This is a genomic window from Salinisphaera shabanensis E1L3A (assembly GCF_000215955.2).
Classification (GTDB): domain Bacteria; phylum Pseudomonadota; class Gammaproteobacteria; order Nevskiales; family Salinisphaeraceae; genus Salinisphaera; species Salinisphaera shabanensis.
Genome location: NZ_AFNV02000006.1, coordinates 46,621 through 65,964 on the forward strand (window position 1 = coordinate 46,621; position 19,344 = coordinate 65,964).

The window sequence follows — 19,344 nt, forward strand, 5'->3', positions numbered from 1 at the left end:
GGTGAGTTGTTTACGAGCTTGTCCGTCACGGTGAAGGAATAAGCGTGAAAGATTCGCAGAAATTTTTAAGCGTCGTGCTTGGCACCGGGTTGATGGTGCTGTGTTGCGCCGGGCCAATCGCCCTGGTGCTATTCGGTACGGCGGGCCTGGCCGCGTTGGCAGGCTATCTCGATTACCTGCTGTTTGCCGTCCTGGCCATCGTCATCGGCTTACCTCTCTACGCGCGATACCACAAGCGGAAGCAGGATGCCGGCTTTACTAATGAAGACTCGGAGAAACGTGATGATTGAACTCAACGTGAGCGGCATGACCTGTGACCGCTGTGCGGATCATGTCAGGGAAGCCTTGGAGAAGCTGCCCGGCGTGCAGTCGGTGGAGGTATCCTATCCTCAGAGGACGGCATCGGTAGCCGTTGATCCGGGGACACCGGCCTCGGCGTTGACGTTTGCCGTGACCCGACTTGGCTACCAAGCTCGACTGGCCAACAGTGGGCCCACTTCCCCGGCAGGCGCATCGGTGTCCAAGGGCCGTGATGAAGACGCCCCGCACATCGCGGTGATCGGCAGCGGCGGCGCCGCCATGGCGGCGGCCCTGAAGGCCGCCGAGCGCGGCGCCCGGATCACCCTGATCGAACGCGGCACCGTCGGCGGTACCTGTGTCAATACAGGCTGTGTGCCTTCGAAGATCATGATTCGCGCGGCCCATATTGCCCACTTGCGTACGGAAAGTCCCTTCGATGCAGGCCTGAGCGCCCAGGCGCCGGTGGTGGATCGGGCCAAGCTGCTCGAGCAGCAGCAGCGACGTGTCGAGGAACTGCGTGACGCCAAGTACGAGGGGATTCTGCGCGACCACCCGGCCATCACTGTCCTGCACGGCGAGGCCCGGTTTATCGATGCCCATAGCCTGATGGTCAAGCTGAACGAGGGCGGCGAGCAGGTCGTCCACTTCGACCGCGCCTTCATCGGTACTGGCGCCCGACCGGCAGTACCGCCGATCCCGGGTCTTGCCGACACCCCCTACCTGACCTCTACCAGTGCTCTGGCCCTGGACACTCTTCCCGAGCGGCTGATTGTGATCGGCGCCTCGGTGGTGGCCCTGGAACTGGCCCAGGCCTTCGCCAGGCTGGGCAGCCGGGTCACGGTGCTGGCCCGCAGCCGCCTGCTCTCCCAGGAAGACCCGGCGGTAGGGGATGCGGTGGAGGCGGCGTTTCGCCGCGAGGGCATCGAGGTCCTCAAGCAGACCCAGGCGAGCCGTGTGGACTACACCGACAATGAATTCATTGTCGACACCAACGCCGGCACCTTGCGGGCGGATCAACTGCTGGTGGCCACCGGACGGACACCCAATACCGAGGCCCTGAACCTGGCGAGCCTCGGCGTGGAAACCGCACATGGGGCTATTCTGGTCGATGAGCATCTGCACACCACGGTGCCGGGGCTCTATGCCGCCGGTGACTGCACCGATCAGCCGGAGTTCGTCTATGTCGCCGCCGCCGGGGGCAGCCGGGCTGCCGTCAACATGACCGGGGGCGAAGCCACCCTGGACCTGAGCGCCATGCCGGCGGTGATCTTCACCGACCCCCAGGTGGCCACCGTCGGCCTGACGGAAGCCGAGGCCATCGAGCAAGGCTTCAGCGTCGATACCCGTGAGCTGGACCTGGAAAACGTGCCGCGTGCGCTGGTGAATTTCGACACCGGTGGTTTCATCAAGCTGGTGGCCGAACGCGACTCGGGCCGGTTGCTGGGGGTGCAGGCGGTGGCGGGGGAAGCCGGTGAGCTGATCCAGACGGCGGTGATGGCGCTACGCGCACGCATGACCGTACACGACATCGCCAATGAGCTGTTTCCCTACCTGACCATGGTGGAAGGGCTCAAGCTCTGTGCCCAGACTTTCACCAAGGATGTGACGCAGTTGTCCTGCTGTGCCGGGTGAACGATATGAGCGCGACCGTGGTGCCACTGGGCGGCGGCACCACGGGTTTTGGGCATGGACACCACAGGGAGCCCTGTCACGATGAACACGACACTACCAGATTGCGGGATGATGGGGGCGATGGGCTGGATAATGCCAGTGATCGGAATTGCCCTACTATTGCTACTGGTCCTGGGCATCGCCTGTTTGGTGAAGTATCTGCTCTCTAGCAAGTGAGCGTACTCAGCGAGCCATCAACCAGCTAATCCGTTGTGGGTTGAGTTTGTCGGCCACCTTTAGCTCTCGCATACCAACCAGATAATCCGGATACCCAATAAAAGTTGCAATACAATCAGCGTAATGGTCTGCCATCGATTAAGCGACCACACTTGTCGTTCCACTCTCATTGGCTCGGCTCCATGTCAAAATCGATAAACGGCGAGCTTTTTCGTTCAGTCGGCCACACTCGCCACCGCATCGAAAAACATCGTTGGCCGCTGCCACAGCGAGTTGACGAAGATCGCGGTCACGCTGGCCGCCATGGCGACCATGGCCCACACCGGGTAAATCAGGCCCGTGGCTGCCAGCGGAATACCGATGCCGTTGAACAAAAAAGCCAGGCCCACGTTCTGCAACATCTTGCGATAGCCCCAGCGGCTGATCTGCCAGGCCGTGATGACCGCACCGAGCTGTCCGTTGAGGATGATGATATCGGCCGCGTCGATGGCGATGTCGGTGCCTGAGCCCATGGCGATGCCGATATCGGCCTGCATCAGCGCCGGGGCGTCATTGATGCCGTCGCCGACCATCGCAAGACGCACGTTGTGCTGCATGTCACGCAGACGTTCGGCTTTCTGATCGGGGAGCACGCCGGCATACACGTCGTCGATGCCGGCACGTTTGGCGATATGGGTCGCAGTGCGCTTGTTGTCGCCGGTGAGCATGGCAGTGCGGATGCCCAACTCGTGCAATCGGGATATGGTATCGACGGTGTCGGCGCGCAGCGCATCGCCAAGCGCGATTGCGCCGAGCAAGCGATCGCCGCGGGCCACGACAATCACCGTGTGGCCCTGTTGTTCGGCAGCGTCGATGCGTTCCTGCAAGGCATCCAACGCGATGCCGGCCGCACTCAGGAACGCCGGGCTGCCGACCCGCACGGTCTCGCCGTCGACTTGCGCCGTCACGCCGCGCCCGGATTCGGCCTGAAAATCGGCGACTTCGGGGAAGTCCAGCCCGCGTTCCAGCGCGGCTTCGACCACGGCCCGGCCCAGCGGATGCTCCGAGGCCGCTTCCACGGCGGCGGCCAGCGCCAACAGCGTGTCGTCATTGCTATCGATGCCATGGATTGCGCGCACCGCCGGCCGGCCTTCGGTGAGCGTGCCGGTCTTGTCGAACACCACGGTGTCGATTTTGCGCAACGCCTGGAAGGCTTCGCCGGTGCGCATCAGCACGCCCTTGTCCGCGGCCTCGCCGGCACCGCGCACGATCGACAACGGCGCGGAGATGCCGACCGCGCAGGGATAGCCCATTACCAGCACCGTCAGCGCGGCGAACACCGCCCGCTGGAATTCGGGGTCGGCGCCGAAGGCCAGCGGCCCGAGGGCCCACCCCAGAAAAGCGAGCGCGGAAATCGCGAGCACCGTCGGCGTATAGACTTGCAACACCCGATCGACGATGTGCAGCAGGCCGGGCTTGAGCGCGCGGGCGTCTTCGACACTGGATATCACTTGATGCAAAAAACTGTCGTCGCCGACCGCGGTGACCCGGATCAGCAGGGTGCCGTTGCCGTTGATGGCGCCGCCGACGACGCTGTCGCCGGTGGTTTTTTCCACCGGTAGCGGCTCACCGGTGATCAGCGCCTCGTCCACGGCCGAGCCGCCGTCGATCACTTCGCCGTCGACCGGAATACGCTCGCCGGGGCGCACGCGCACCTGCATGCCCGCCTCGACCTGTTCGACTGACATATCCCGTTCGTTGCCGTCGGTGATCACATGCGCGGTCTCGGGCTGTAGATCCAGCAGCCGCTTGACCGACTGCGCGCTGCGCGTCTTGACGATCAGCGACAGCCATTCGGAAAACAGGTGGTAGGTCAGCACCATCACCGACACCGCGAAAAACGCCGCCGTTGGATAGCCCGACGGTTGCGCCACCAGCCCGATCGCGCCGCCGATCAAACCGGCGAAGGCGCCGATCTCGACCAGCACGTGCTGGTTGAGAATGCCGCGGCGTAGCGCCTGAAAGGCCATGACCCCCATATGCCGGGCCAGCCCGAATATCATGGCGAGCCCGAGCGCACCCACCAGCAGCGGCTCATAGCCGGCCAGCACCCCACTCGCACGTAACCCGAACAGGACCAGCCCGCCGGCGGCCAGGCCGGCGCTGCCGGTCGCGGCGGCGGCTTGGCCGCGGCCGCGCAGCACGGCGTAGCCGAAGACGACCAGGCTGAGGTAGACCACCACCGACAGGCCCAGGGTCCAAAGGCTGGCGGTATCCACGATGAGCCCGACCGCGGCGAGACTCATCGCCAGGGCTGCCAGGAAGCGGTTGCGCTCCACCGCCAGCGCCTGTTCCTGCCGTTCGAAGGGTTCGACCTTGCGCGGATCGCTCAAGGTATAGCCGATCTGCTGGAGGGTGCCCATCAGGGTTGCGGCGTCGGTCTGGCCATCGTCGTATTCGACCAATGCCTGCTCGTGGGTCAGACTGACCGCCACCCGCTGCACGCCGGGTTTGGCGCCCAGCGCCCGTTCGATGGTGCCGGTGCACAAAGAGCAGTGCATGCCGCCGATATGGGCGCGCACGCGGCGGATGCCGGAATCGCCGGTGGTTTCCTCGCTCCACGGGTGAAGCTCGTCGGGGTTTGCGGTTGTGTCGTTCATGGCATCACCTTTTAATGGAGAATGCGCGGTGCGATGTGTGTTCGTCTCAACATGAGCAGTTGCCGTCCTGCTGCACTGGTGGACAGGGCACCGATCCATAAGAGCAGTACACGCAACAGTCACCAGCTTCGGGGCGCAGCAAGGCACCGCAGCCGCCGCACTCGTAGAAGTACTGGCAGGCATCGGTCGGCATGGTCTCCGGGGCTTCATGCCCGCAGGCTGGACAAACGAGCGTGGTTTCCAGCGTCACAGTATTCATAGGTCACTCCGCGTGCCGATACGCATATCGAAAAGGAACTGCCCGGCTGTGCGCTCGCCAGACACGGCCTCACAACGCCAGCCCGATGGACCAGACCCCGAGTAGTACGAGCACTGCGCCGGTGACGCGCGGCATGCGGGCGGCGAAACGGGCGATCGCATTCAATAGCCGCCTTCCACGTTGGGTAAACACCGCGAGCACGAGCGGGCTGGACAATGCGAGTCCAAAGATCAGCAGGGACACGCCGCCATAGGCCATTCCGCCGCCGGCGGCGGCCTGGGCGGCTGCGCCGCCGAGCAATACCGCGAGCAGCGGCGCCGCGCAGGCCGGGATATTGAAGCCGAACAACACGCCGAGCGCGGCGCCCCCGGAGGTCGCCGGTACGCGCGGCAGCAGCCGATCGCTCTGGCGAATCAGCCACGGCGCGCCGCCGACCAGATAGGCCAGCCCGAGCGCGACATACAAGCTGCCCAGCACCATCCACAAGCCGTGCTGGATGCCCAGGAATCGGGCGCCGATCGCCGCCGCAAACACGCCCAGTCCGGCCATGAGTCCGGCCCGGGCCACCGTGAAAACCAGCGTTTGATACAAACGCTGACGCTCCGGCAGCCGATCCAAGAATTTCAGGAACAACAGGTGGCTGCCCACCGAGCACGGCTCCACGAAAGCCAGCAGTCCAAGGCCGGCGGCCAGTACCCCGGCCTGTGCGATCTCCAAGGCTTAGGCCGGCTCGGCCGGATAACCGGCATCCCGAACGGCTTTGGCCAACGTTTCGGGCGACACTTGATTGGCGTCGTGCGCGATACGCGCCTGCTTCGCGTCCAGTGACACCGAGACGCCTTTGACGCCGGCCTGCTGTTCGATCACGTTTTGTACGATCTGCACACAGCCTTGGCAGTGCATCCCGTCGATACTGAGTGTGGTGGTTTGCATGAGGTGCTCCTTTTTTTAGCCAAGCTCAACCAGCTTCGGTCAAGCCGCATGGTGTTTAAAGGAGCGTAGTACCTGGAGTTGACTCCAGGTCAAGAATTATTTTCGACCTTGGCGCTTTTGCACTTTTGACTATTCAGCCGACGCGTCGAGTCCGTCGATGATCGGGCAACCCTGGTCGCTGCCGCGGCATAGCTGTAAAAGGTTCCCGAGCTCCTGTTGCAGCCGATCCAGATCGGCCATACGGGTTCGAATATCTTGCAGTTTTTGTTCAGTCAACCGCGCGACTTCCGGCCGAGCGGCATCACGGCAGCTCCGGGATTCGAGTAGTACCCGGATTTCGTCGAGCGAAAAATCACAGCGTTGGGCGCGCTGGATGAAATGTAGACGGGCGAGATCCCGCGCGACATAGCGCCTTCGCCCTCGGCTATCCCGCGCAACGGGGGACAACAGCCCAATTTTCTCGTAATAACGCAGCGTATCGACGGACATTCCGACTTGCCGGGCAGTTTCACCGATGCCAGAGATAGGAATCACCTCTTAAGGCTCATGTGTAAGTGTGTGAATAGATCCTTATATACATTGAGGGTGTAGATAAATTCAAAGGAAGCGCCGTAGTAACCTTCTGACTTTATTCCCTTTTTCCGAAATCGGCTTCAAAAGCCCAGTTCGAGAAACACGCGTTTATTCAGCGGCTTACAAGGTTTGTCTACACCCTCATTACGAAGGCCATAAAAAGCCTTAACCTCGCACGGTCTACGTTCGCTATCGGAATGCTAAATTGAATTCCAAGCCGTCTTCCTAAGCTGTCCGAATTCGCTGGGTCGTCTAAGCTGCGAGGCACGGGAAGGGGACAGCTCATCGCTGTCCCCTTGCTTAAGCGACGTTACGCTATTTTCTCCAATCGAAATTTAGTCGCGAGTGTGAGGGCCAGCGTGAATATGCGACTGCGGATCAGTATGGTCCTCGCCTTCCTGATTTTCCTTTTCCGCACCACGTTTGGGGACATTCTCGGACGCCCACCCAGGCTCGCCCGAGTGTTCAATGACGTCGTAATCGTCGGCGCCTCTCGGACCGGTGTTGCCTCGGCTAGGCGACGGGGCTGTCTCGGAACTGCCTTCGACTCTTACCACCGCCTGAGTATTCCCTGAAGCTGTGGTGTCAGCCGATTCGGCTTCATGGCCTGCCCCAGCGCTTGCGGTCATAAATATCGCGCTACTGAGGAACAGAGAAGTCGCGATAAACCAATGTGATGTAGACGGATTAACATTTGAGATGTGCATGAGTTCACTCCCGTAATTCATATCAACGATAAAGCTGCAAAACGCGATCGCAATTGACCAGTTCGTCTAGCCTCAAGCTACCAATTTGCTTTTATAGCTCGGAGCGCGGCGTACGTCTGCGGACACAAGCAGATTTGATTAGAGTCTGCTTAATCCAGGCGCGTTTGAGCCGCTGCCAATGCGAAAAGGCTACGACGCTCTGGCGGGAGGACGGTATGGTGGTAAAGTAAATCCGCTGCCAACCTCACTTTGATTAAGGGCAGCAGGCTTTACCGCAAAATAATAATCCGTTTTGAACAAGAAATTGCTAGCGCCTATGGCACTCGCTGCGCAATGGCCGACAGATGCGCATTCATGGTGGGTCTGATCCTCTGAGCCATCGTGATGTTCATCGTCGGCGGTAGATGCGGCCTTTGTCGGTTCGCTGCCGATTGTGGATTGTGCGTGAGCACCGCCGAATTGGATCGAAATGCTCGGTGCCGTTTGTCCGCTAGCCTGTGTGGCAAACGCGGCCAATAAAAGCAATAGTGCGAATATGAAACGCATGTGATCGAACGTAGATGCGGTTAGGCTAAAAATCAAGAGCGTGATGTGCTGAGTAGCATCTTGTGTTGAGGGCGTCGAAAGTAGATTGAATCGCCACCGGGCTCAGGGCCCATTCGACACTCTGCTCAAACCATGACCGCGGAAAGATCGCCAGCAGTAGCCGCCCGGGATCGATCTTGGGAGAAGCTGGGAGCGTGTTCCCAGTGGCTGATGTCCTTGGTGTGCATGGAGCGCTCCTCATCTACGGGTGAACGCCGACGCGTGCGTTGTGGGGTTCGGTCGTTGCTTAGGCGGATCGATTCTTGAAAGTTTACCCTTGGCGCCGGCTGGCAGCACCGGGGCGAACGAAACGGGTGGTGCTCGTAGCGCTAGGCGATCGGCTCTGCCTTACATCCGGCCGATCGCATCGCTTGGCGCGGGCTTTTATCGTCGGCGGTACTGTCCACCGGCATAAGAGACCGTCCCACGCGCTTTGACGCGTGCCGATTACCTAGACCCTCAATGACGCGAGGACACCAATGCGCCGGGTGTTACGGCTAGTCTAGCCGCGTCGTTTGTATTCCGTGGTCGGATGCGGATGTGCGCAGACTGTAGCGCCGGCAGATGACTCACCAGTTCGTGTTCCACCTCACTCGCCACGGTATTTGCTTGATCTATCGTGGCATTGCCTACCAATGTTATATCGAGTTCAGCAACCAACTGATGCCCGAGCCACCGCGCGCGAACGTTAGACACATCATGGATGTTGTCGACGTGCGCAGCGGCATGCCGGATATCGTCTATTACCTGCGGATCGACGCCATCGAGCAAGCGCGTAAAAATCGCTTTGCCGGATTGCCAGACAATAGCGAAGATCGCGGCCGTAATCAGCAGGCCGATGATTGGGTCGGCCAACGGAAAGCCCAGCCATACCCCGGCCGCGCCAACGACCACCGCAAGGCTCGTAAGCCCATCGGTACGGGCGTGATAGCCGTCGGCGATCAGGGCGGCGCTATTCATCTGGCGACCGACTCGGATCCGAAAAACGGCCACTAATTCGTTACCGATAAAACCGATGACCCCCGCCACAGCCATCCAGAGCAGGTGCTGGATAGGTTGCGGATCCAACAAACGGTCGATCGCCTGATAGCCGGCGACAAGCGCACTGAACAAGATAATCAGCACGATCAGTACACCGGCCAGATCTTCGACACGTCCATAACCGTAGGTGAACCGCTTACTGGTGCCGCGTTGGATCAGGCGAAACGCGACCCAGAGCGGAATTGCGGTTGCTGCATCACCCAGGTTGTGGATCGTATCGGCAAGTAGCGCCACGCTGCCGGAGATCAACACGATCCCGAGCTGACCTAGGAAAGTGATTGCGAGGATTACGAACGACCATTTGATCGCCCAGATACCGCGTTCTGTAGCGGTGATGCTCGGGTCGATCACGCCGTGCGTGTGGCCATGCTCGCTATCGTGATCGTGATCATGAGCGCCATGCGCATGATCTTCCGGACCGCCGAAGCCCAGCCAGCTCAGAGTCGCTTTGATAATCGATGCTGGTTTTTTCATAGGTACTTGGTGATCGCTTTGAACTCTTCCATCAAAACGCGTGCCTCTATAGCGCCTTTTTCGAACAAGCTTTCATCAAAGCAGTGATCGATATGGTCATGAACCAAGGTGTTTTTCGCATTCGTGATCGCTCGTTCGACGGCGTGAAGCTGCTGGGTGGTTTCAAGACAGCCGCGGCCGTCTTCCAGCATCTTAATGACGCTTTGCAGGTGGCCGTCAGCGCGTTTGAGACGCCGGATGATTTCGGGGTGTGTGGTATGGGTACTCATGCCCTTGATCCTATCCCCCCGGATAGGATACAGTCAATATGTGCCACCCTACTGATAGGGTTCGGTTTGCAAAAACCGTGTGACGCCTTAGCGGCCGCAACGAGGATGTTCTGCTAAGCATTAATGCTATGACCGGGGTTTGATCTAGGCTTTCCATGCAGCTCAAAAAGACATACTGGTTGCAACTGGCCGCGGTCATGATGCTCATGATGCAGGCAGCAGGCCTGCATGCCCATATCAGCATCGACGCCAATGACACCTCGATCCAGAGCCATTTGCAGGCGGCCGAATCGCACGCAGACAGCCATGCATCAGACAGCGAATCGTCTGACGACGCGTCCAATCATCTAACCCAAGCTACCTCGGCCAAGTATCAGAGCAGCATGGGCTGGGTTCTTCCGGTCTTTCTGGCCTGCGTGCTGCTGGATGACCCCGCCTCCTCGGTTAAGCCCGATTTCCCAGACGGGCAGGAAACGCCTCACCCTGCCGCTTACTACCAGCGGCCGCCTTCCCGTGGCCCGCCTGCTATTGCCTGATCGAAGGGCCTGATCGAAGGCAATCGTTGCCGCTTTCTATCAGCGGCACATCGGCGCGTATGCGCCGTTAGCAGGAGTTTCCAAATGAATATTGGTATTCGACGCATCACTTGCGTGATGGGTCTCGTGTTTTGGTGCGTGTCGGCTTCAGCCGCGCCGGACGCCAATCCGTCGGCAAGGCCGCTTACTTTTTCCGACGCGATCTCGAGGGCGCTGGACCGCAATCCGGGCCTGCGCGTTTTTGCCTACCGCCAGCGCGCGCTCGGTGGTCGCCGCGATACGGCCGCGCTAAGGCCGGCGCCCGAGTTGCAGTTCGAGCTACAGGACTTCGGCGGCACAGGCAGTGCGAGAGGCTTTGATCGCGCGGAAGCGACCTTGGCGCTTTCGCAGGTAATCGAACTTGGCGGTAAAGGCGATGCGCGAGTCGGCGTTGTGGATGCGCGCCAGCGAGCGGTTGCGATTCAAGAAAAAGCGCAGGAGCTTGACGTCTTGGCCGCTGTCGCGCGCCGCTTCTACGCGGTTGCGGCAGCTGATGAGCGCCTAGCGGTCGCCAAGCGTGCGTCCGAACTTGCCCGCGACGCTATGACGGGCGTGAATCGACGTGTCAATGCGGCGCGCGCACCGCGCGCTGAAGCCGCGCGCGCCAAGGCGGCTTTGGCGCGCGCGCAGCTCAATAGGGCCAACGCCGAGCGCGAACTCGAGATCGCCCGGTTACGGCTGGCCGCGCTCTGGAACATGCCCGAGCCGGACTTCAAAAAAGTTCGCGCTGATCTCTACGCGGTGGGCGCGCCAGGCGATTTTGACGTCCTGGCCGAGCGTATTCAAGCCAATCCGGACTTCCTGCAGTTCACCGCAGAAAGCCGAATACGCCAGGCCGAACTGCGTCTCGCCCAGTCGCAAGCCCACAGCAATATTCGCCTGCGCGCTGGTGTAAAGCGCCTGGAAGATACCGGCGACACCGCCTTGATCTTCGGCGCGAGTGTGCCGCTGTTTTCGGCCAGTCGTGCCCAGGGCGCCATCGCTGAAGCCGAGGCCCGAGGCGAGGCCGTGGGCGCGGAGCGACGCGCCATGCTGTTGGATACGCGGGCGCGGCTGTTCTCGCTTTATCAGGCCCGGGCGCAGGCGATAGAAACAGTCGCCACCCTGCAAGACCAGATTATTCCGCAGCAGGAACAGGCACTGAGCGAAATTCGTCGAGGCTACGACCGAGGTCGTTATAGCTATCTCGAGCGCGTAACCGCCCGTGGTGAACTCATCGATGCCGAGCGCGCATTGATTGATGCCGCCGAGCGCGCGCATCGCCTGCGTGCCGATATCGAAAGCCTGACCGCCGAACCGCTGCCCGGCGGTGACGGTCGCATCGAATTCAACAGCAATATCCAATATCCGGAGTCGCCATGAGCATCCGTTTTATAGCGATCGTGGCGGCTTTGGCGGCCGCCCTGTTTTTGAGCGCATGTGATGTCACGCAATTCGGCACGGCGAAAGCAGCGTCGAAAGCCGAGACCGGGGGCGCGGCCGAAACGCCGGCTGAAGGCCCACACGGGGGGCGTCTTCTCAAGGACGGCGACTTCTCGGTGGAGGTCACGATCTTCGAGGATAACGTGCCCCCCGAATTTCGAATCTATGCGTACCAGGGCGGCGAGCCGGTCGATCTAAAGCAAGTCGATCTGGAAGTCGAGCTGGAACGCCTCGGTGGACGCGTAGACCGCTTCGACTTCAAACCGAAAAACGACTATCTGCTGGGTGACGGCGTCGTGACCGAACCCCACTCGTTTGAAGTCATGGTCGCGGCCGAATACGAAGGCAATACCTACCGCTGGGAGTACAGCTCCTATGAAGGGCGGGTCAGCATCGGCGCTGAGGCCGCCAAGCGGGCCGGGATCACCACAACCCTGGCCGGGCCTGGGACGATTCGAGAGACGGTGAAGCTGTACGGCAATATCGTGCCCGATCCGAGCCGCGTGCGGCGTGTCGGAGCCCGTTTCCCTGGCGTTGTTGTGGCCGTTGACAAGGCCGTGGGCGATACCGTAGCCAAAGGTGAGCGGCTGGCTTCTGTGGAGGCCAACGACAGCCTGCGGCGCTACGCAGTGACCTCGCCCATCGCCGGCGTCGTGACCGAGCGTCGAGTCGAGCCCGGTGAAATGGCCGGCACCGAGCCCTTGCTTACGGTGGCTGACTACGACGAGGTCTGGGCCGAACTTCAAGTATTCCCGGGTCACGCCCAACGCGTCCAAGTGGGCCAACCGGTCGTGGTAGGCGCCAGCGATGACCCACAGGCGAAAACCACCGTCAGTTATCGCGCCCCCCGAGCGGCGGGAAACGGCCAGAGCACCGTCGCCCGCGCCGTGCTTGCCAATCGGCAAGGGCACTGGACCCCAGGACACTTTGTGCAAGCCACGGTCGAGATCACGGAACGCGAAGTGCCGATCGCGGTCGAGCGTCGCGCGCTGCAAACCTTTCGTGACTGGGACGTGGTGTTCATCAAAGTGGGCGAGGCCTATCAGGTTCGGCCACTGGAACTCGGTGCCGGTGACGGCGAGTATGTCGAGGTGATCTCGGGGCTCAAGCCCGATGAGCGCTATGTGGTCGACAACAGCTATTTGATCAAGGCGGACATCGAGAAGTCCGGCGCGGTCCACGGCCACTAACCGGAGCACCCGATGATTGATGGGATTCTCAAATTCGCGGTGGAACGCCGTTGGTTGGTGCTGTTTTTGGTACTGGCCGTGGCCGCCCTCGGTGTATGGAATTATCAGCGGCTGCCGATCGATGCGGTGCCGGACATCACCAACGTACAGGTTCAGGTGAACACCCAAGCGCCGGGCTATTCGCCGCTCGAGGCGGAACAGCGCATCACCTTCGTGGTGGAAACCGCGCTCGCCGGGTTGCCCAAGCTGGCCTATACGCGTTCGATTTCGCGCTATGGCCTGTCACAGGTCACGGCTGTTTTCGAAGACGGTGCGGACCTGTACGCGGCGCGCAACCGAATCAACGAGCGGCTGGCGCAAATCAAGAGCCAACTGCCGCCCGAGTTGGAACCCGAGATGGGGCCGATCGCAACCGGTCTGGGCGAAATCTTCATGTATACGGTGACCGCCGAACCGGGTGCGACGCAGCCCGACGGTAGTCCTTATGATGCGATGGCATTGCGTACGGTGCAGGACTGGATCATCCGTCCGCAGCTTGTCCAGGTCCCGGGTATTACCGAAGTCAATACGATCGGTGGCTATGAAAAACAGTTTCATGTCACCCCGGATCCGGCGAAGCTGCTGGCTTACGACCTGACATTCGACGACGTAGTCGAGGCACTGCGACGCAACAACAGTAATGTCGGCGCAGGGTATATCGAAGAGAACGGTCGACGGCTTCTGGTACGCTCACCCGGGCAGGTCAAGGCGATCAGCGGACTGGAACAGATCGTACTGGCCCAGCGTAGTGGTGCTCCAGTGCACGTCGCCGACGTCGCCGACGTCGCCATTGGCAAGCAGTTGCGTACCGGCGCGGCGACGCGTGACGGACGCGAAACGGTGCTTGGGACCGCGTTCATGCTGGTGGGCGAGAATTCGCGGGAGGTGGCCGCGGCCACGGCCGAGCGTCTGAAGGAAATACAGGCGTCGTTGCCGGATGGCGTCAACGCGGAAGCGGTCTACAATCGCACCACACTGGTCGACAAAGCTGTAGCTACGGTTCGCAAGAACCTGCTCGAAGGCGCGCTGCTGGTGATCGCGATCCTGTTCCTGCTGCTGGGCAATGTCCGGGCCGCTTTGATCACGGCGGCGGTGATTCCGCTGGCGATGCTCGCGACGATCACCGGCATGGTCCGCACTGGCGTGTCCGCCAATTTGATGAGTCTGGGCGCGCTCGATTTCGGCTTGATCGTGGATGGCGCTGTCATTGTGGTCGAAAACGCGGTCCGGCGTCTAGCCGAGGCGCAACGCATACATGGCCGTGTCCTGCCCCGCGACGAACGTCTGGCGGTGACCTACAATGCTGCCAAGGAAGTGATCCGGCCCAGCCTGTTTGGTGTGGGGATCATCACCGCCGTCTATATTCCGATCTTCACCTTGACCGGCGTCGAGGGCAAGATGTTTCACCCGATGGCGGCGACCGTTGTCATGGCGTTGATGGCGGCCATGGTGCTGTCGCTGACTTTCGTGCCCGCCGCCATCGCGCTGACCATGAACGGCCGCGTGTCGGAGCATGAAAACTGGCTCATGCGGGCGGCGAAGGCAGGCTATGCTCCGCTACTGCGCGGTGCCATGCTGCTGCGTTGGCCATTGATGGCGGTGGCGATCGTGCTCGTGGCCGGCGCGGCCTGGCTCGCCACGACTATGGGCAGTGAATTCGTGCCCCAGCTCAACGAAGGCGATATCGCGTTGCATGCGTTGCGTATCCCGGGGACCGGCCTCGAGCAGGCACTGACCATGCAGGAAGAACTCGAGGATCGGCTGCGCGAATTTCCGGAAGTCAAACTGGTCTTCGCCAAGGTCGGTACACCCGAGATCGCGACCGATGCCGTGGCGCCCGCCGTGGCCGACAACTTCGTGATCATGAAGCCCCGTGAAGAATGGCCGAACCCGGATAAACCCAAGGCGGAACTGGTGGACGAAATCGTTGCTGCGGTATCTGAACTGCCCGGTAACAAATACGAGTTCACCCAGCCGATCGAGATGCGCTTCAACGAGCTGCTGTCCGGCGTACGCGCGGACCTGGCGGTGAAGGTATTTGGAGACGATCTCGATATCTTGCTGCAAAGCGCGAACGAGGTTCGTGGCGTGTTAAGCGATATTGAAGGCGCACAAGATATCGCTGTCGAACAGATTACTGGCCTACCGGTCTTATCGGTCGAGCCGGATCGAACCGCACTGGCCCGCTACGGCCTCAACGTGTCTGATATTCAGGAATTGGTTGCGGCCGGCGTTGGCGGGCAGCAGGCGGGCCTGATTTACGACGGCGATCGGCGCTTTGCCGTCATGGTTCGTCTTCCGGAATCGTTGCGGCAGCGCCCCGATGCATGGCAGACGCTGCCGGTGCCGCTACCCGATGGCGGCTATGTCCCTCTGGCGGAAGTGGCCGACATCGAACGCGCGCCCCAGCCCAATCAGATCAGCCGCGAAAACGGTAAACGCCGGGTGGTGGTGACGGCCAATATGCGTGGCCGTGACTTGGGCTCGTTTGTGGCAGAGGCTCGTCGTAAAGTAGCGCAAGATGTCGATCTGCCAACCGGCTACTGGGTGGAATATGGCGGCACCTTCGAGCAGCTGGAATCCGCGAGCCAGCGGCTGACTATTGTCGTGCCCGTCACTCTCGTATTGATCCTCGCATTGCTGCTGATGGCTTTCGGTTCGCTCAAGGACGCCTTGATCATCTTCAGTGGCGTACCGTTGGCGTTGACCGGCGGGGTCCTGCTGTTGTGGCTGCGCGGCATGCCCTTATCGATCTCGGCCGGCGTGGGCTTTATCGCGTTGTCCGGCATTGCTGTGTTGAATGGCCTAGTCATGGTGTCATTCATCCGCAGCCTGCGGCATGACGGCCACGCATTAGACAGCGCGATCACTGAGGGCGCACTCACGCGCCTGCGGCCAGTGCTCATGACCGCATTGGTGGCCAGCGTAGGATTCGTCCCTATGGCCCTGAACGTCGGTACAGGCGCCGAAGTCCAACGTCCACTGGCTACCGTGGTCATTGGCGGAATTGTGTCGTCGACGCTACTGACATTGCTGGTTCTGCCGGCCTTGTATCGTCTGGTGCATGGCCAAGAGGCTATTTCTGCTTCCCAAAAATGATTAGTGATGTATGCGTAATGTTCTGGTGACAATCATCATGAGTTAAGTATTCGATTCGCCTCACGCTAGACTATTAGAAAAGCGTTGGAACGAATGTAGTAACGCTGTGCGGCGGAGGCATGGCCTGCCGTCGCCGCACTCTGCGTATATACGTCCGTAGACATCCGTCCCTTAGAAGCTAGACCTCCTAAAGGGCATAGAACCCCGATGTCTCTGTCGTCGCCCACTGCTCGTTGCCGTAGCAGCGAAACCACTGGCCGGCGGTGTCGTGGCATTCATATTGGAAGCGCACAGTGATGCGGCGCTCGTGGTACGCCCATAATTCCTTGATCAGGCGATAATCCAGCTCTCGCTGCCACTTCTGCGCCAAGAACCGAACGATGGCGTCCCGGCCTTCGATGAAGTTCGAGCGATTGCGCCAGATGCTTTCCGGGGCATAGGCCAGCGAGACCTTCTCCGGATCGCGCGTATTCCAGGCGTCTTCGGCCATTCGGACCTTGCGCCGAGCGGACTCCAGCGTGAACGGCGGGAGCGGGGGCTTTTGTGCCATCGGGTGGCCTCCTTTGAAAGATCGCCTCATCGATCGCCTCGACATGAGCGATAAATTGACGTTGTGCAGACATCGGGCCTTGCCACGCTCGGAAGGTTAAGGCCTGAAAAGTGTCCTACCGACGATTGGAACGAATGACCGGACCGGATGAAAATAACCACTTGACCTTCCCATAGTGGCAACGTTGATACTCCGTCGCCATGGCACCCAAAAGCACCGGAGAAATCGCCATGGCTTCTGTAGAACCTCTATCCGCAAACGATCCATCGGGCTCGCGTCCGGCGGAGCAGACCCTGCGTGTCGGTATCGCTGGTATGAGCTGTGCTTCCTGTGTCAGCCGCGTGGAAAAAGCCCTGCGAGCCGTCGATCGGGTCGAGTCCGCGAACGTGAATCTGGCCACCGAACGGGCCGAGGTCACGTTTTCATCCGCGCCGGATCCGGCTGCCATCCAGACCGCGATCCAGCAGGCCGGTTATTCGATCGTGGAAGATACGATCGAGCTGGCCGTCGAAGGCATGAGCTGCGCGTCCTGCGTCGGCCGTATCGAGAAAGCCCTGGCGGCCGTGCCCGGTGTGCTGGAAGCCCACGTGAATCTGGCCACCGAGAAGGCGCAGGTGCGCCACGTCGCCGGCATGGTCGATGCGAAAGCCTTGGAAGCCGCGGTCGGCGACGCCGGCTATGCGGCCCGCACGGTGGCGGACAACGATAGCGGCGATCAGCAAGCCCAGGCGCGGGCCGAGGAGATCGGCGCGCTCAAGCGCAGCATCCTGTTCGCGGGCGCGGCGACGTTGCCGATCTTCGTGCTCGAGATGGGTAGCCATGTGTTCACGGGCCTGCACGACGGGCTGATGGCCACGCTCGGTCAGCAGAATCTGTTCTATCTGTTCTTCGTGCTCGCCAGCTTCGTGCAGTTCGGGCCGGGTCTGCGCTTCTACAAGAAGGGCTGGCCGGCCTTGATGCGCGGTGGCCCCGACATGAACTCGCTGGTCATGCTGGGCACGAGTGCGGCCTACGGCTATTCGCTGGTGGCGACCTTTCTGCCCAGCGTGCTGCCCGAGGGCACGGTCAACGTCTACTATGAAGCCTCGGCCATGATCGTGACGCTGATCTTGATCGGGCGGTATATGGAGGCGCTGAGCAAGGGGCGTACCAGCGAGGCCATCAAGCGCTTGATGACGCTGCAGGCCAAGACGGCCCGGGTGATCCGTGACGGCGAGCCCGTGGAAGTGGCGCTCGAAGACGTGCAGGTCGGCGATATCGTACAGGTCCGCCCCGGCGAGAAGGTGCCGGTGGACGGCGAGGTGGCCGAGGGCACGTCCTATGTCGACGAGTCCATGATCACCGGCGAACCGGTGCCGGTTCAGAAGAACGCGGGCGCCGAAGTCGTGGGCGGTACGCTCAACAAGACCGGCAGTTTCTCGTTTACCGCTACCAAGGTCGGCGGCGACACCATGCTGGCCCAGATCATCCGCATGGTCGAAGCCGCGCAGGGCGCCAAGTTGCCGATCCAGGCGCTGGTCGACCGCGTGACCGGCGTCTTCGTGCCGGTGGTGCTCGCGGCCGCGGCGTTGACCTTCGGGATCTGGCTGCTATTCGGGCCCACGCCCGCATTGACGTTCGCCCTGGTGAACGCGGTCGCCGTGCTGATCATCGCCTGCCCCTGTGCCATGGGGCTGGCCACGCCGACCTCGATCATGGTCGGTACCGGCCGGGCCGCGGAAATGGGCGTGCTGTTTCGCAAGGGCGAGGCGCTACAAAGCCTGCGCGGTATCGACACCATCGCTTTGGACAAGACCGGCACCCTGACCAAGGGGCGCCCGGAGCTCACCGATCTGGTGACCGCCGAAGGTTTCGAACGTGACGACGTGCTGCAAACCGTTGCCGCCGTGGAGGCCCATTCGGAGCACCCGGTCGCCGAGGCGATCGTGGAGGCCGCGCGCGCATCGGGCGTTAAGCGCGCCAAGGCCGCGGACTTCGAGGCCACACCCGGCTACGGTGTATCCGCCAGCGTCGATGCGCGTACTGTCGCCATCGGCGCGGACCGTTTCATGCGCCAGATGGATCTGGACGTGACCGCGTTCGCGGATACCGCGAGCCGCCTGGCCGACGAGGGCAAGACGCCGCTCTACGCCGCGATCGACGGCCGTCTGGCCGCGATCATCGCAGTCGCCGATCCGATCAAGGAATCGACACCCGGCGCCATCGAGGCCTTGCACGGTCTGGGCCTGCGCGTGGCCATGATCACCGGCGACAACCAGCGCACCGCCAACGCCATCGCGCGGCGGTTGGGTATCGACGAGGTGATCGCCGAGGTTCTGCCGGACGGCAAGGTCGAAGCGGTCAAGCGCCTGCGGGGGAGCGACCGCAAGCTGGCGTTCGTCGGCGATGGCATCAACGACGCGCCAGCGCTGGCCGAGGCCGATGTCGGCCTGGCGATCGGCACCGGCACCGATGTAGCCATTGAAAGCGCCGACGTGGTGCTGATGTCCGGCGACCTGCGCAACGTGCCCAACGCCATCGGCCTGTCGCGGGCGGTGATCCGCAATATCAAGGAGAACCTGTTCTGGGCGTTCGCCTACAACGCGAGCCTGATTCCGGTGGCCGCCGGCGCGTTGTACCCGGCTTACGGGGTATTGATGTCGCCGATCTTCGCGGCGGCGGCGATGGCGCTGTCCAGCATCTTCGTGCTCGGCAATGCGTTGCGCCTACGTCGGTTCGCGCCGCCCATGGGCCTCGAGGAAGCCCCGGCATCGCAAAGCCCCGCCACCACGAACGCGGCTGCCCGGTAGCCGCGGCCGAACGAGGAGGTGGCCATTATGCTCCGTCCATCCGCTGGATCGT

General features: G+C 61.6%; 13 protein-coding genes and 2 pseudogenes. 7 read left to right on the plus strand and 8 right to left on the minus strand.

All coding sequences use genetic code 11. The annotated features are described in order from the left end of the window. Positions 1-44: 44 nt before the first annotated feature. The gene (gene merF / locus SSPSH_RS05045; RefSeq protein WP_006911916.1) at positions 45-290 is read left to right on the plus strand and encodes a mercury resistance system transport protein MerF; all 246 of its coding nucleotides are present in this window, start codon (positions 45-47) and stop codon (positions 288-290) included. After that, a complete protein-coding gene (gene merA, locus SSPSH_RS05050) occupies positions 283-1,932 on the plus strand; it encodes a mercury(II) reductase (protein WP_008957401.1) in 1,650 nt (549 codons plus the stop codon). The genes merF and merA overlap by 8 nt, the downstream gene beginning before the upstream one ends. 431 nt (positions 1,933-2,363) lie before the next feature. Here the strand turns inward: merA and SSPSH_RS05055 are convergent, their stop codons facing one another. From SSPSH_RS05055 to SSPSH_RS05085, 7 genes and pseudogenes are all read right to left on the minus strand, one after another. Beyond that, on the minus strand, positions 2,364-4,787 hold the full coding sequence (locus tag SSPSH_RS05055; RefSeq protein ID WP_006911913.1) for a heavy metal translocating P-type ATPase: 2,424 nt from the start codon (positions 4,785-4,787) through the stop codon (positions 2,364-2,366). A gap of 46 nt (positions 4,788-4,833) precedes the next feature. Continuing rightward, the gene (locus SSPSH_RS19655) at positions 4,834-5,046 is read right to left on the minus strand and encodes a GDCCVxC domain-containing (seleno)protein (protein WP_021031451.1); all 213 of its coding nucleotides are present in this window, start codon (positions 5,044-5,046) and stop codon (positions 4,834-4,836) included. A 69-nt stretch (positions 5,047-5,115) separates the two neighbouring features. Beyond that, on the minus strand, positions 5,116-5,763 hold the full coding sequence (locus SSPSH_RS05060; RefSeq protein ID WP_006911912.1) for a cytochrome c biogenesis protein CcdA: 648 nt from the start codon (positions 5,761-5,763) through the stop codon (positions 5,116-5,118). Positions 5,764-5,766: 3 nt separating this feature from the next. Then, positions 5,767-5,979, minus strand: a complete 213-nt coding sequence (locus SSPSH_RS05065) for a heavy-metal-associated domain-containing protein (protein ID WP_006911911.1) — start codon at positions 5,977-5,979, stop codon at positions 5,767-5,769. 129 nt (positions 5,980-6,108) lie between these two features. Then, positions 6,109-6,513: a MerR family DNA-binding protein gene (locus SSPSH_RS05070; protein WP_275450702.1), complete on the minus strand. Its 405-nt coding sequence runs from the start codon at positions 6,511-6,513 to the stop codon at positions 6,109-6,111. 1,835 nt (positions 6,514-8,348) lie between these two features. Next, positions 8,349-9,341: pseudogene (locus SSPSH_RS05080) on the minus strand (cation diffusion facilitator family transporter); the annotation flags it as partial. 14 nt (positions 9,342-9,355) lie between these two features. Continuing rightward, positions 9,356-9,628 (minus strand): metal-sensing transcriptional repressor, encoded by a 273-nt coding sequence (locus SSPSH_RS05085; RefSeq protein ID WP_006911908.1) that lies wholly within the window; start codon positions 9,626-9,628, stop codon positions 9,356-9,358. Between the two features lie 155 nt (positions 9,629-9,783). On the opposite strand from SSPSH_RS05085, the gene SSPSH_RS05090 reads away from it, so the two are divergent. The 4 genes from SSPSH_RS05090 (at position 9,784) to SSPSH_RS05105 (ending at position 15,953) form a co-directional block, all read left to right on the plus strand. Continuing rightward, positions 9,784-10,164 (plus strand): hypothetical protein, encoded by a 381-nt coding sequence (locus SSPSH_RS05090; RefSeq protein ID WP_006911907.1) that lies wholly within the window; start codon positions 9,784-9,786, stop codon positions 10,162-10,164. An 84-nt stretch (positions 10,165-10,248) separates the two neighbouring features. Further along, a complete protein-coding gene (locus SSPSH_RS05095; protein WP_006911906.1) occupies positions 10,249-11,565 on the plus strand; it encodes a TolC family protein in 1,317 nt (438 codons plus the stop codon). Then, the gene (locus tag SSPSH_RS05100) at positions 11,562-12,815 is read left to right on the plus strand and encodes an efflux RND transporter periplasmic adaptor subunit (RefSeq protein ID WP_006911905.1); all 1,254 of its coding nucleotides are present in this window, start codon (positions 11,562-11,564) and stop codon (positions 12,813-12,815) included. Before SSPSH_RS05095 ends, SSPSH_RS05100 begins: the two co-directional genes overlap by 4 nt. Positions 12,816-12,827: 12 nt before the next feature. Beyond that, positions 12,828-15,953, plus strand: a complete 3,126-nt coding sequence (locus tag SSPSH_RS05105; RefSeq protein ID WP_006911904.1) for an efflux RND transporter permease subunit — start codon at positions 12,828-12,830, stop codon at positions 15,951-15,953. A gap of 211 nt (positions 15,954-16,164) precedes the next feature. Here SSPSH_RS05105 and SSPSH_RS05110 read toward each other — a convergent pair. Continuing rightward, positions 16,165-16,503: pseudogene (locus tag SSPSH_RS05110) on the minus strand (DUF1348 family protein); the annotation flags it as partial. A gap of 230 nt (positions 16,504-16,733) precedes the next feature. Between SSPSH_RS05110 and SSPSH_RS05115 the strand changes: the two are divergent. Beyond that, a complete protein-coding gene (locus SSPSH_RS05115) occupies positions 16,734-19,292 on the plus strand; it encodes a heavy metal translocating P-type ATPase (RefSeq protein ID WP_021031453.1) in 2,559 nt (852 codons plus the stop codon). The last annotated feature ends 52 nt before the right edge of the window (positions 19,293-19,344 follow it).